The 14,313-nt window shown below is 62.0% G+C and carries 11 protein-coding genes; 3 read left to right on the forward strand and 8 right to left on the reverse strand.

Going from position 1 to position 14,313, the window contains the following annotated elements:
• Positions 1–15: 15 nt before the first annotated feature.
• Together ACWTU9_RS21000 and ACWTU9_RS21005 are read right to left on the reverse strand one after the other, a co-directional pair.
• A complete protein-coding gene (locus ACWTU9_RS21000) occupies positions 16–1,524 on the reverse strand; it encodes a hypothetical protein (RefSeq protein WP_455859934.1) in 1,509 nt (502 codons plus the stop codon).
• 99 nt (positions 1,525–1,623) lie between these two features.
• A complete protein-coding gene (locus tag ACWTU9_RS21005; protein ID WP_455859935.1) occupies positions 1,624–2,199 on the reverse strand; it encodes a GNAT family N-acetyltransferase in 576 nt (191 codons plus the stop codon).
• Positions 2,200–2,266: 67 nt separating this feature from the next.
• Between ACWTU9_RS21005 and ACWTU9_RS21010 the strand changes: the two genes are divergently transcribed.
• Entirely contained in the window at positions 2,267–3,595 is a 1,329-nt protein-coding gene (locus ACWTU9_RS21010; protein WP_455859936.1) for a DNA polymerase IV, read from the forward strand.
• A 9-nt stretch (positions 3,596–3,604) separates the two neighbouring features.
• On the opposite strand, the gene ACWTU9_RS21015 is transcribed toward ACWTU9_RS21010, so the two are convergent.
• The gene (locus ACWTU9_RS21015; protein ID WP_455859937.1) at positions 3,605–4,108 is read right to left on the reverse strand and encodes a hypothetical protein; all 504 of its coding nucleotides are present in this window, start codon (positions 4,106–4,108) and stop codon (positions 3,605–3,607) included.
• A gap of 183 nt (positions 4,109–4,291) precedes the next feature.
• A complete protein-coding gene (locus ACWTU9_RS21020) occupies positions 4,292–4,795 on the reverse strand; it encodes a hypothetical protein (RefSeq protein ID WP_455859938.1) in 504 nt (167 codons plus the stop codon).
• A gap of 199 nt (positions 4,796–4,994) precedes the next feature.
• Here ACWTU9_RS21020 and ACWTU9_RS21025 point away from each other — a divergent pair, with 199 nt between their 5' ends.
• Positions 4,995–5,879 (forward strand): DMT family transporter, encoded by an 885-nt coding sequence (locus ACWTU9_RS21025; protein WP_455859939.1) that lies wholly within the window; start codon positions 4,995–4,997, stop codon positions 5,877–5,879.
• A gap of 39 nt (positions 5,880–5,918) precedes the next feature.
• Here the strand turns inward: ACWTU9_RS21025 and ACWTU9_RS21030 are convergent, their stop codons facing one another.
• The 4 genes from ACWTU9_RS21030 to ACWTU9_RS21045 form a co-directional block, all read right to left on the reverse strand.
• Positions 5,919–6,317 (reverse strand): nuclear transport factor 2 family protein, encoded by a 399-nt coding sequence (locus tag ACWTU9_RS21030; RefSeq protein ID WP_455859940.1) that lies wholly within the window; start codon positions 6,315–6,317, stop codon positions 5,919–5,921.
• Positions 6,318–6,501: 184 nt separating this feature from the next.
• Positions 6,502–7,425, reverse strand: coding sequence for a VOC family protein (locus ACWTU9_RS21035; RefSeq protein ID WP_455859941.1), 924 nt, complete (start codon positions 7,423–7,425; stop codon positions 6,502–6,504).
• Between the two features lie 95 nt (positions 7,426–7,520).
• Positions 7,521–11,048, reverse strand: a complete 3,528-nt coding sequence (gene dnaE / locus ACWTU9_RS21040; RefSeq protein WP_455859942.1) for a DNA polymerase III subunit alpha — start codon at positions 11,046–11,048, stop codon at positions 7,521–7,523.
• A 106-nt stretch (positions 11,049–11,154) separates the two neighbouring features.
• Positions 11,155–13,167 (reverse strand): acetyl-CoA carboxylase biotin carboxylase subunit, encoded by a 2,013-nt coding sequence (locus ACWTU9_RS21045; RefSeq protein ID WP_455859943.1) that lies wholly within the window; start codon positions 13,165–13,167, stop codon positions 11,155–11,157.
• 264 nt (positions 13,168–13,431) lie between these two features.
• Between ACWTU9_RS21045 and ACWTU9_RS21050 the strand changes: the two genes are divergently transcribed.
• On the forward strand, positions 13,432–14,313 hold an 882-nt coding region (locus ACWTU9_RS21050), incomplete at its 3' end, for an alcohol dehydrogenase catalytic domain-containing protein (protein WP_455859944.1).

Below are 14,313 nucleotides of genomic sequence, written 5' to 3' on the forward strand. Positions count from 1 at the left end.
CTTTCAAGCCTGGGATCAGGGCTGCAGCTTCGCCCCTGCCCCGCCGCTATTGCCCTGGCCAGGGCTGGCGCCTTGGTCGGTGCCGTCTTCCATGACCGTATCGGGGCCCTTGAGCATGGCGCCGTTGACCGTCACCGACCCATCGTGCCTGGCGTTGATCACCCATTCGATGCGGCCGTCCGGCAGCGTCTTGGCAAATCCCTGGGCCGCCAGCACAAACGGAAAATATTGCGCTGCTTCCGGTTCAGACTTTGCAGAAACTTTCAGGCTTTCAACGAGTTTATCGTAGCCGGCCACGTCGACGGTAAAATTAGCGTCTGGTTTGCTGCCGGGGAATGTCATCTCACCTTCAAGCGCAATTTCCGTATCGCCGTTGCTAAAAATGCTGTGATCGACGACAAACTTTGGCGCATTGGCCATAAAGTCTGACTTGATCTGATCACCAAACTCCGCCGGCAATGGCGGATTCTTGTTGAGATCAAACGTCTCGATCGCCTTTCTGCTCATACTGTCGAGATCGATGTTCGCCCCGCCAAATTTCACATCGAGTTCGGTAGGTAGTAGTTTGGCTGCCCAGCCGGGAATAACATAGGGAAAGCTAAGGCCTGTGGCCTTAATTTCATAATCGAACCTGCCCTTCTGGGCGATGCCGTCAGCTCCAAATGAAGTGACGAATTGAGACGCACCCAGGTTGCCTGCATAGGTTTCAATGACAAAGTTTTTAAACGTATAGGTTCCAGCTATCCGCTCCCATAGCGGCAACGCCGCGAGCAAGAGTGTTTTCAGTTCTGCTTGATCCGCTTTCAGTTGGGCCTCGTCCTCATGGGCGACCGCGAACGCCAGGAGGTCCAGAAATGGCTTCGTCCGTATCGCCTTGGCCGTCAGGTCAACGACGAGTTCAGATGTCTTGACTGCCCCTACCGCCCGGTTGTCAATTTTGACCGTTTCGGCGAAGTCCGCCATCGACTGCGCCACGTTTAGATCGACCCCGCCATGCGCCGATTTGGTTGCACCAAACTTTGAAGATCCCGAGCTGACGCTCAAATCCGTGATCTGCCTGGGCATCTGCGACGTCATCGTCATGCCCGCTACAGAACTCGCGCCGCTTGTAAACGCCCCCAGTTCGGGGTCATAAACGCCCGTGAACTTGCCATCCTTGACGGCTATTTGCCCCGTCGCCGGACCTTCCTGATTATTCACTTCAAATGACCCATTGGTCGAAAAATCCGTCGAGACGTCCCAACCTCCGTCTGAGCGTGGCTTGACCAGCAAGGTGACGGGCGGGAAATCGAACTTCGGCAGGTCCTGCTTCGGCACCTTCGCCGCAAGCGCCTTCATGTCGAAGGTGACCTTATAAGCGTCCCCCTCGGCAGAGACCTTCAAGATGCCTTCGTTGAGCGCCTGTTTGCCAACATAGCGGGAGAGCTCATCGGAAAGTTGCTTGGCACCTTGGGCATCGACAGCCTGGCCAAAAGCTGGAGCGCTGAGGGCGAGAAGGAAAGCAAGCGGCAAGACACGGTTCACAAAATTCTCCATTTGACCAAAAAGGAACGCTTCGTTTCTCTGCTATGAAACCAGCCTACAACTTCAAGATGACATCAACAACGCCAACGGGTAATCAGACTACAGCACCAGCCGCATCAGCGGCCGGCCAGCCTTGCGTTCGACAAGCCGCTCGAAGCCGGCTTTTTCAAACACGCGTGATGAACCGACGAACAGTCCGATCGAGCGCAAATCACGCGACACATCGATCGGGCAGGCCTCGACTAGCCGCGCTTTGTTCCGACGGGCAAAGGCGATGCCGCCCTCGACCAGACGGTGGCTGATCCCCCTGCCGCGTGCACTGGCGCGAATGAAGAAGCAGGAGATCGCCCAGACGCTCGCGTCGGCGGCGTCCGACGGGTCGACCGGCGCCGAGCCCCTGCCCCGATTGTTCCATTCGGGCACGTCGGCGCGTGGGCCGATCTGCATCCAGCCGACTGCCACGCCGTCCTCGAAGGCCAAAAGCCCCGGCGGCGGCCCGGCCTCGATACGCGCCTTGATAAGATCTTTGTTGCGCTGCTTGTCGCTGGCGCGCCGCGCCGCCGGGGCTTGCCTGAAATAGGTGCACCAGCAGCCGTAACAGGCGCCCTGCTTGCCGAAAAGGTCCTCGAAATCCGCCCATAGGTCGGGCGCCAGCGGCGCTATGGTCGTGCTCATGAGTTCTCTCCCGGCTAACCGCTTGTGGCAGCTCCCGTCCTGACGTACCATTGCATTTGTTCTCTTTATGTTCGCAGCGATGGCGGCCCCTGTCAACAATCCCGAGCACGGTTTTTGCCGCGACTGCCTGACCCTTCAGCGCAGCGATGTCAGACGCTGCGAGCGCTGCGGCAGCCCGCGGCTTGCCCGCCATCCCGAACTCTACCGGCTGCATCTTGCCCATATCGATTGCGATGCCTTTTACGCGGCGATCGAAAAGCGCGACAACCCGGCGCTAAAGGACAAGCCGCTGATCATTGGCGGCGGCAAGCGCGGCGTCGTCTCCACCGCCTGCTACATCGCCCGCATCAAGGGCGTGCGCTCGGCGATGCCGATGTTCAAGGCGCTTGAAGCCTGCCCGGAAGCGATCGTCATCCCGCCCAATATGGAAAAATATGTCCGCGTCGGCCGCGAGGTGCGCGCGCTGATGCAGGCGCTGACGCCGCTGGTCGAGCCGCTGTCCATCGACGAGGCGTTTCTCGACCTTGCCGGCACCGAGCGCCTGCACGGCATGCCGCCGGCGGTGGTGCTGGCGCGCTTCGCGCTGACCGTGGAAAAGGAAATCGGCATCACCGTTTCGGCCGGCCTCTCCTACTGCAAGTTCCTGGCCAAGGTTGCGTCCGATTTCCGCAAGCCTCGCGGCCTTTCGGTGATCGGCGAGGCCGAGGCGATTGCGTTTCTGGCCGAGCAGCCGGTGACGTTGATCTGGGGCGTCGGCAAGGCGTTTGCCGCAACGCTTGAACGCGACGGCATCCGCACCATCGCCCAGCTGCAGCGCATGGAGCGCGCCGATCTGATGCGCCGCTATGGCGTGATGGGCACCCGGCTCTACCATCTGTCGCGCGGCCAGGACGACCGCCGTGTCGACCCAGATCAGGATGCAAAAAGCGTCTCGGCCGAAACCACTTTCGACACCGATATAGCTGAGATGGACGAACTGGTCCCGGTGCTGCGGGGGTTGTCGGAAAAGGTTTCAGCCAGGCTGAAGAAGTCAGGCATTGCCGGGCGCACCGTGGTGCTGAAGCTGAAGACGCAGGACTTCAAGCTGCGCACCCGCAACCGCCAGCTTGGCGACCCGACAAGGCTTGCCGACCGTATCTTCCAGACCGGGCTCGATTTGTTGCGCAGAGAGGCGGACGGCACGAAATACCGGTTGCTCGGCATCGGCGTCAGCGATCTCTCGGATGACGGGAAGGCCGATCCGCCCGATCTTGTCGATGTCGGCTCGCGCAAGCGCGCCATGGCCGAAAGCGCCATCGACACGCTGCGCGACAAATTCGGCAAGAAGGCGGTGGAAACCGGCTACACCTTCGGCAAGGGCCGCAACGCCAACCCGCCCGAGCCGATCGAGGATTGACGCTGTCGGTCAGATGCGTTGCAGATCGATGCGGCTGGTCACCACGCTCTTGCCGGTTTTCGGATCGACGTCGGTAACGGTCAACCGCATTCCGTCGTCGCTGGTTTTCTCGACCGTCAACCGCGCCTTGCGATCGCCATTGACCTCCGTCGCCCAGCTAATGCCGAGATTGATCGCGTTGCCCGAGCGGCTGCCGGCGAGCTGTGCCGGGCCGGTGCGCGATCCAACATAGACGCCGCTGTATTTCGCCCCGCTGGCCTTCAGATCCGCGCTGATGGCGCGCGTCACCACGACAAGACCACGGCAGTTGCCGTCAAGCGACAATGAGGTCGAGGTCGCGTCGGAATTGAAAGTGCAGGAGACATTCACCGTCCGCGCGTCGGTGGTGACCTTGACAGTTCCCTTGCCTGAGAAATTCCCCTGCAAGGAACTCAGGAAATCAGCCTCGTCAGCCCGGGCGTCCACCGCAGCCATCAAGCAACCGGCAAGGACAAAGCATGCAAGTGATTTCATCGTATTCTCCCCCGAGACGTGTTGGAGATGCGGCGCGTCCAGCGGAAACCGGCACCACGCAGACTTAGAACGCCTGCCCGCAAAACGGGTTCCGCTTTCAATAAGACTGTTTCTAACGTCGGTCCAATCGGCGCAGGGGCTGGCCCGTTCGAATGTGTCGCTAGCGGTTGCGGCGGAAGCAAACTAGGTACGGTTGAGATCAATGCGGCTTGTCACAACCGTCTTGCCAGTCTTGGGATCGACATCGATCACGGTAAGGCGCATGGCGTCGGTGCCGATCTTTTCGACAATCATCTGGGCGTCGCGATCGCCGTTGACGATCTTTGCCCAGCGGATGTCGAGATTGATTGCATCGCCGGTGTGGCTGCCGCTGAGCGCCGCCGGTCCGCTTTTGGAGCCGACATAGGTGCCGCTGTAGGTCGCCCCACTGATCGTCAGGTCGGCGCGGATTTCGCGCGTCATGATCATCATGGCGCGGCAGGTGCCGCCCAGTGAGAGCGAGGTATCCGTGGTATCTGATTTGAAGGTGCAGGAAATATTCATGACAGGTGAATTCGTCCTGATTCTGACAGTTCCTTGGCCGGCAAATTCTCCCTGCAACGAGCGCAGAAAGCCCGCTTCGTCGGCATGTGCCGCTGGCGCTGACAACAGGCAGACGGCAATCAGCAACCCGACGACTGATTTCATCCAGAATCCCCTCTTGCGATCACAAAGGTGGCGACTCCCCCGAGAGCTGGCCGACGCTGGACTCAAGCGAGCGCCCCGCCGGCAGGTTCCGCCTTCGACGTGACCGTTTTTTTACAACCGTTTTTGCACCCCCCGCTGGCCCAGTCGAATGCCTCGACTAACGGTTGCGGCGCGGCCGCCGTCTTGCGACATAGCGCCCATGGTCCCTGCTCCCTCGATCCCCAAAGCCGCCTTCTGGATGGCGCTGTCGATCGCCTCGTTCCTGACGATGTCGGTCGCCGGCCGTGCAACCACCGCCGAGCTCAACGTCTTCCAGGTGCTCGAACTGCGCTCGGTGATCGGCTTTTTCATCCTTCTGCCGCTGGTGATAATGAGCGGCGGTTTCACCGCGATGCGCACCGGGCGCCCGCTGGCCCATGTCGCCCGCAACGTCATCCACTATACCGGCCAAGCAGCCTGGCTCTATGCATTGACGCTGATCCCGCTTGCGGTGCTGATCTCGATCGAGTTCACCACGCCGATCTGGACCGCCATCCTGGCCGTCAGCTTCCTAGGCGAAAAACTGTCGCGGCCAAAACTCGCGGCGATCGTGCTCGGCCTGATCGGTGTGGTGGTCATCGTGCGTCCGGGCGTCGGATCTGTCGATCCCGGACACATTGTCGTGCTGGGCGCCGCTGTCTGTTTCGGCATCTCGGTGGTCATGGTCAAGTCGCTGACGCGGACCGACAGCGTCGTACGCATCATCTTCTGGATGCTGGTCATCCAGTCCGTGGTCGGCCTTCTGCCCGCGCTCTACGAGTGGCGCAATCCGCCGCTCGAACTGTGGCCGTGGATCATCCTGATCGCCTTCACCGGTATGTCGTCGCATTTCTGCATGGCCCGCGCGCTTGTCTATGCAGACGCAACCGTTATCTCGCCGATGGATTTCCTGCGCGTGCCGCTATCGGCGCTGATCGGCTGGCTGCTCTATCGCGAGCAGATCGACATTTTTACCGCCGCCGGCGCCCTCCTGATCCTAATGGGCAACCTGCTCAACCTGCAGCGGAAAGCGACGCGGCCGGCGGAGGTCGCTGCCTCGGGATAGCGACACCAAACCGTTCCGGTGGTTGGGGCGAGAGATTGCTCAGCTTTGCACCACCGCGCCGTCGGGCCCGACAAGGCGCCAGGCCGTGGCGGTGTCGTAGACGAACCGCCCCTCGGCGATCCGGTCGCCGCGCCAGCGCTGCAGGGCCACCTCTTCCAGTCGGCGCACAGTGCCCGTCTTGTCGATCCTGTCGAAGATCCAGCGGATGGCGACATTGTCGCCATCGACCATGAATGTCTGGACCGGATGCGTCTGCATCCTCTCGATCCGGTCGAGCGCGGCCTGCTCATGCGCCATTAGCGTTTCGATGCCACGCCGCGGCACGCCAAGATTCTCCTGCATGGTCGCATCGTCATGGTAGAAATCGGCGATCGCCTTGACGTGGCTGCCTTCGACCGCCTCCTTGAGGAAGGCCTCAACGCGTTCTCTGCTGGGCATGATGTGTGCGTCCCCTTTGGCGTTCTTCGCTGTGTGCTAACGCATGTGGGTCACGGCAGCGCCACATCAACCGTCCCCGGCATGCTGGCCCTATCAGCCACGATGCCAGGCCCAGCGGTCTCAATCCGCGATGCGCTGGCCGCCGTCGATGCGATTGCCGTCGGGATCGCTCGACACTCGGCCGTCACAGTCCGGGCTCGCGCGACGTAATCGACAGGCGGTTGCCATCTGGATCACTCACCAGCCTCGCATCGCCCTCCGCCGCCAGGGCAAGACCGGCCTGCGTCAGCCGCTGCACGACGGTGTCGAGCACCTCGCGACTGGGTAGCTCGATCACAATCAGCTCAAGTCCTGAGCAGTCCTGGGCAACTCGGACGGCCTCCGGGCCGGCCCAGGTGTTGTAAGCCACAATGTGGGGGCGCAACTGAGTGCCGACATCGTACATACCAAATTTTGGGGCGCAAATGCGGGGTTTGAACCCGAGAATGCCAGCATAGAACGATGTGGTCGCTTCCGGGTCTGACACATGAAGATGAACGTGGCCCACATTCGTTCCTGCCGGAAGTGGTTCGACAATCGAGCTGTCGCCCGCGAGCTCTTCAAGCAATTGTGCGATCTGCAACGGCTCCAGGCCAGTGTGGATCGATCCGTCCACTGCTACCGCACGTATCCCTCCGTCCGCATTTTCAAAATGGCCACGATGAAACGTCTCGAAGGTAAGTTCGATACCGTTGCCATCCGGATCAGCCAGATAGATCGACTCAGTGGCCAGGTGATCCGTCGCGGAATGCTTATAGCCGGCGGCTCGCAGCCGGGCCGCAGCGCGAGCAAATTCCTTTCGAGACGGTATGTGGATGGCAACGTGATAGAGCCCCAGGCTCTTTGTCTGCACTTGCCGCGCAGCAGTGGCGTGGAGGACAACAAGTTGCCGGCCGCCGGCGCCCAGCATTACCTTTCCGAGGTGCCTCTCGATAACTGAAAGCCCAACGATATCCCGCCACACGCCCAAGGCACCATCAAGATCGGTAACTCGCAGATGAACCGCTCCGAGCCTTGTGCCCTCGATCTGTTGGTCGGGTATGCTCAAATTCCCATTGGCTGACTGCATCGGATTGGCTCTGCGTCAAGGACAGTTGGACCGTACTTCATGTGCCGGGTTCTGTCGCGCCGCTCCAAATCGAATCTTTCGTGGTGCTTGTCCCCCTACACAAGTTCCACTTCCACCACACCCGGCACGGCCCGCATGGCCGACGCGATCTGCGGCGAGATGCGGTAGCGGTTGGGCAATTCGATCTCGACCTCGCCCTGCCCGGCTTCCTTGATCAGCACGAAGCTGACCTGCCCTTCACCCTTCACCGCCAACTGGCCGGCCAGCATGTTGATCGGCGCGGCGTCACGCACAAAGATACGCAACGCCTTCTGGATGCGGCTGGCCTCGTCTTCCAGCGACTGCACGGTCTGGATGCGCAGATTGACGCCCTCGGGCCGGTCTTCGGCCGACACGGTGATCACCACCGAACGGCCGGGCTCGAGCAGATCGCGATACTGCGCCAACCCTTCCGAAAACAGCACGGCTTCATACTGGCCAGATGTGTCGGAAAAGGCGATGACGCCCATCTTGTTGCCGGTGCGGGTCTTGCGTTCCTGCTTGGTGGTGACGGTGCCGGCGAGCCGCCCGGCGGCGGCACCGCGTTTGACCGCGGCCGAGAATTCGCCCCAGTTCTGCACCCGCATCTTCTGCAAAGCAGCCTTGTACTCATCGAGCGGATGCGCCGAGAGATAAAAGCCGACCACCTGGAATTCGCGGTGCAGCCGGTCGGCGGCAAGCCAGGGATCGGTCTGCGGCAGATTGAGCGCCTGCGACTGCGCGCCGAGCGACGCACCGAAAATGTCGTGCTGGCCCGAAATCGCATTCTGCTGCGCCAGCGACGCCAGTCCCATCATCCGCTCGACGCCGGCTATCATCTGGGCGCGGTCGTGGCCGAAACAGTCAAGCGCGCCGGCCATGATCAGGCTTTCGAAGACCCGCTTGCCGACTATCTTCGGATCGACCCGCTCGCAGAAGTCGGCAAGGTTCTTGAACGGCTTTTCGCCACGCATGGCGACGATGTGCTCGACCGCGGCATCGCCGACGCCCTTGAGCGCCGCCAGCGAGTAATAGATCCGGTTTTCGCCGACCTCGAAGTCGCGAAAACTCGACATCACCGACGGCGCCACCACCTCGATGCCGAGACGCAGGGCATCCTGGCGGAAATCGGCGAGCTTATCGGTGTTGCCCATGTCGAGCGTCATCGACGCCGCCAGGAATTCGACCGGATAATGTGCCTTGAGATAGGCCGTCTGGTAGGAAACCACGGCGTAAGCCGCGGCATGCGATTTATTGAAGCCGTAATCGGCGAACTTGGCCAGAAGGTCGAAGATGAAATCGGCCTGCGGCTTGCCGACGCCGCGCTCGACGGCGCCGGTGACGAAACGCTCGCGCTGTTTGTCCATCTCGGCGCGGATCTTCTTGCCCATGGCGCGGCGCAGAAGGTCGGCTTCGCCGAGCGAGTAGCCCGACAGCTCCTGCGCGATCTGCATAACCTGTTCCTGGTAGACGATGACGCCTTGCGTCTCCTTCACCAGATGGTCGATCTTGGGATGGATCGAGGCCATCTCCTCCTCGCCATGCTTTCTGGCATTGTAGGTCGGGATGTTCTCCATCGGGCCAGGGCGGTAGAGCGCCACCAGCGCGATGATGTCCTCGATGCAGTCGGGCCGCATGCCGATCAGCGCCTTGCGCATGCCGGCACTTTCCACCTGGAACACACCGACCACTTCGCCGCGCGACAGCATGGCGTAGGTTTCAGGATCGTCGAGCGGGATCGTCGCCAGGTCGATCTCGATGCCGCGGCGGCGGATCAGCTTCACCGCCGTCTCCAGCACCGTCAGCGTCTTGAGGCCGAGGAAGTCGAATTTCACCAGCCCCGCCTGCTCGACATACTTCATGTTGAACTGGGTGACCGGCATGTCCGAGCGCGGATCGCGGTACATCGGCACCAGCTCCGACAGCGGCCTGTCGCCGATGACGATGCCGGCGGCGTGCGTCGAAGCGTGGCGGTAGAGCCCTTCCAGCTTCTGCGCCATATCGAGTAGCGTCTGGACGATCGGCTCCTTCTCAGCCTCTTCGGCAAAACGCGGCTCGTTGGCGATGGCGTCGGCGAGCTTGACCGGATTGGCCGGGTTCTGCGGCACCATTTTGGACAGCTTGTCGACCTGGCCGTAAGGCATCTGCAGCACGCGGCCGACGTCGCGCAGCACCGCGCGCGCCTGCAGCGTACCGAAGGTGATGATCTGCCCGACCTGGTCGCGGCCGTATTTCTGCTGGACGTAGCGGATCACCTCTTCGCGCCGGTCCTGGCAGAAGTCGATATCGAAGTCGGGCATCGACACGCGGTCGGGATTGAGGAAGCGCTCGAACAGCAGCGAGAAGCGCAAAGGGTCGATGTCGGTGATGGTGGTGGAATAGGCGACCAACGATCCGGCGCCCGAACCGCGGCCGGGCCCGACCGGAATGCCTTGCGCCTTCGCCCATTTGATGAAGTCGGCAACGATCAGGAAATAGCCGGGGAACTTCATCTTCTCGATGATGGAAAGCTCGAAATCGAGCCGCTCGCGATACTGCTGGGCGGTATAGCCGGCAGTGGGTCCATGCGCCGCCAGCCGCGCGTCGAGCCCTTCATGGGCCTGGCGGCGCAATTCGTCTGCCTCGGCCTTCAGCGCCACCTCATTGTCGGCGACATCGCCGCCGGTAAAGCGCGGCAGGATCGGGTTGCGGTTCTTCGGATAGTAGGAGCAGCGCAGCGCGATCTCGACGGTGTTGTCGATCGCTTCCGGCAGATCGGCGAACAGTCGTGCCATATCGGCCTGGCTGCGCAGGAAATTGTCCGATGTCAGCCTGCGGCGGTTGTCGGCGGCAACGACCGAACCTTCGGCAATGGCGATCAGCGCGTCATGCGCGTCATAATCGTCGCGGGCGGAAAAGAACGCCTCATTGGTGGCAACCAGCGGCAGGTCATGGATATAGGCAAGATCGACCGATGATTTCTCGATCGCGCGGTCATAGCCGGAAACTCGATCCAGCTCGACATAGAGCCGGTCGCCAAACAGCGCCTTGAGCGCCAGCAGACGCGCCTCGGCGAGGTCGCGGCGGTCTTCCTTCAGCGCCCGGCCGATCGGACCGCGCGGCCCGCCGCTGAGGCAGATCAGGCCATCGCTATGGCCCTCCAGCATTGCTGACGTCAGATGCACGGGCTCGCCCGGCGGCGTCTCCAGATAGACCTGGCTGACCAGCCTGACCAGATTGCCATAACCGGCCTCGGTGGCGGCCAGCAGCACCACGGCATGCATCTCCGGACCATGACGGCGGCGGTCGCGCTGCGCGTCGCTCGTCTCGCCGGAAAAAGCGAGATCGACCTGGCAGCCAATGATCGGCTGGATACCCTCCTTCACCGCCTTCTGGGCGAATTCCAGCGCGCCGAACAGATTGTTGGTGTCGGTGACGGCGATTGCCGGGCACTCGTCCTTGACAGCATGACCGACAATGGCGGCTACCTGCAAGGCGCCTTCGAGCAGCGAGTACGCCGAATGCACGCGCAGATGGATGAACGGTCGCGCCGGCGTCTCCGGGCGCGCGGCAGCAATCGCTGCTTCGCGCTTCAGGGGGTCGCGTGGAAGTTTGTCATCCGCCATGATTTCTCGCGCTGCCCAGGGCTTTGAGTCGATGGAAATGTATTGTCCCGGACCGGGCTATGCCAGTCCAGCACAAACGACCAAAGGCCACAGGCTTCCAGCCTGCTCAGGCGAATTCCATGATCACCGCGTCCACCGCCAGGCTGTCGCCCGGCTTGGCGTTGAGTTTCGACACGACAAGATCTCGGTCGGCGCGCAGCACGTTTTCCATTTTCATGGCCTCGACCACGGCCAGCGTCTCGCCGGCCTTGACCTCCTGGCCCTCGACGACCGCAATCGACACGACCAGCCCCGGCATTGGGCAAAGCAGCATCTTGGACGTGTCCGGCGCCACCTTTTCCGGCATCAGTCGTTCCAGCTCGGCCGTGCGCGGCAACATGGCGCGTGCCATCACCGACATGCCCTTCCAGGCGATGCGTAGACCGTTCGGCAGCGGCCTGATCTGCGCGGTGATCTTGCGGGCACCGACCGTGCCGCGCCAGATCAGATCGCCCGGCCGCCAGTCGGACGTCACCGTCAGCGCCTTGCCGCCATCGACCGACAGGTCGATTTCCATCGGAATGGAGATCATGCCCTCGGTCATCGAAGCCTGGAGATAGTCCTCGCCGATCTTCACCACCCAGTCACGCTTGAGCGCCCCCGAATGCGGCGCCAGTCGCCCGCTTAAGCGATCGAGCCGGTCGCGGCGCAAAAGCTCGACAGCCGTGGCGATCGCCGCCAGCACCGCCTTTTCGTCAGCGTCCGGAACGATCGGCGCAAAACCGTCAGGATACTCCTCGGCAATGAAGCCCGTCGATATCCGCCCTTCGCGCCAGCGCGGATGCTGCATCAGCGCTGCCAGGAACGGAATGTTGTGCTCGATGCCGTCGACGACGAAACTGTCCAACGCTTCCGACATGGCGTCGATCGCCGCCAGCCGCGTCGGCGCCCAGGTGCAGAGCTTGGCCACCATCGGGTCATAAAACATAGAAATCTCGGAGCCTTCGGTGACGCCGGTGTCGTTGCGGATGACGATGTCGCCGAACGTGCCCTCCTCCGGCGGCCGGTAACGCGTCAACCGGCCGATCGACGGCAGGAAATTGCGATAGGGATCTTCGGCATAGAGGCGGCTTTCCACCGCCCAGCCGTTCAGCTTGACGTCGCTCTGCTTGATCGCGAGCTTTTCGCCGGCGGCGACGCGGATCATCTGCTCGACCAGATCGATACCGGTGACGAGCTCCGTCACCGGATGCTCGACCTGCAATCTCGTATTCATTTCAAGGAAATAGAAGTTCTTTTCAGCGTCGACGATGAACTCGACGGTGCCGGCGCTCTGATAGTCGACCGCCCGAGCCAGCGCGACTGCCTGCTCGCCCATGGCCTTCCTGGTCTTGGCATCGAGAAACGGCGATGGCGCCTCTTCGGCGACCTTCTGGTTGCGGCGCTGGATCGAGCATTCGCGCTCGCCGAGATAGAGCGCGGTGCCATGTGCGTCGGCCAGCACCTGGATTTCGATATGGCGCGGATCGACGACGAATTTCTCGATGAAGACGCGGTCGTCGCCGAACGAGCTTTTGGCTTCGGAACGCGCCCGGTCGAAACCGTCGCGCACTTCCGATTGGCTCCAGGCGATGCGCATGCCCTTGCCGCCGCCACCGGCCGACGCCTTGATCATCACGGGATAACCGATCTCACCGGCTATTCTTTCGGCATGATCGGCATTCTCGATGACGCCAAGCCAGCCGGGCACCGTGGAAACCTTGGCAGCATTGGCAAACTTCTTCGATTCGATCTTGTCGCCCATCGCCTTGATCGCCTTGGGCTTGGGGCCGATGAAGACAATGCCCTCAGCCTCCAGCGCCTCGCAGAAGGCCGCACGCTCCGAGAGAAAGCCGTAGCCGGGATGCACGGCCTGAGCCCCTGTTTCCTTGCAGGCGGCGATGATCTTTTCCGGCAGGAGATAGCTCTGCGCGGCCGGCGAAGGCCCGATATGCACGGCTTGGTCGGCCATTTCGACATGCACGGCGTCACGATCGGCGTCGGAATAAACCGCGACGGTGGCGATGCCCATCTTGCGCGCCGTCTTGATCACGCGGCAAGCGATCTCGCCGCGATTGGCGATCAGGATTTTTGTGAACATGCAGACGTCGTTCCTCCGGCGAAGCCGTCCTGTTCTATGGACAATCCAGCCTTGTCTCAAGGGGTGGGCGTTTGTTGCCGTCCGGCCTGATTGTGGCTCCTGCGCCGAAAAACGTCGCAAGAAAAGTTGGCCGCCATCCCCGAACCCGGTAAGGTGGCCGTGGGCTCATAACAAACGGCAGACTGGCGTCTCGCCTTGCCAGGCAAGCCGAACAAGACTGGCGTAACCTGACGCTTACACATTGCTTTGGGAGGGATCTGTCCGATGAAAACTCGCGCCGCTGTCGCTGTCGCTGCCGGAAAGCCGCTGGAGATCATGGAGGTCGACCTCGACGGACCGCGCGAAGGCGAGGTGCTGGTGGAGATCAAGGCGACCGGCATTTGCCACACCGACGAGTTCACACTCTCGGGCGCCGACCCTGAAGGCCTGTTCCCGGCCATCCTCGGCCATGAAGGCGCCGGCATCGTCGTCGATGTCGGCAAGGGCGTCACTTCGGTCAAAAAGGGCGACCATGTCATCCCGCTCTACACGCCAGAATGCCGGCAGTGCCCGTCCTGCCTGTCGCGCAAGACTAACCTCTGCACCGCCATCCGCGCCACCCAGGGCCAGGGCCTGATGCCGGACGGTTCGTCGCGCTTCTCGATCGGCAAGGACAAGATTTTTCACTATATGGGGTGCTCGACCTTCTCGAACTTCACCGTGCTGCCCGAGATCGCGGTGGCCAGGGTCAACCCGGACGCGCCCTTCGACAAGATCTGCTACATCGGCTGCGGCGTCACCACCGGCATCGGCGCTGTCATCAACACCGCCAAGGTCGAGCAAGGCGCGACCGCCGTTGTCTTCGGTCTCGGCGGCATCGGCTTGAACGTCATCCAGGGCCTGAAGCTCGCCGGCGCCGACATGATCATCGGCGTTGATCTCAACAACGACAAGAAGGCATGGGGCGAGCGCTTCGGCATGACGCATTTCGTCAACCCGAAGGAGGTCGACGGCGACATCGTCCCTCACCTCGTCAACATGACCAAGCGCGGCGCTGACCAGATCGGCGGCGCCGACTACACATTCGACTGCACCGGCAACACCAAGGTGATGCGCCAGGCGCTGGAAGCCTCGCATCGCGGCTGGGGCAAGTCGGTCATCATCGGC

The organism is Mesorhizobium sp. 128a (genome assembly GCF_053848025.1).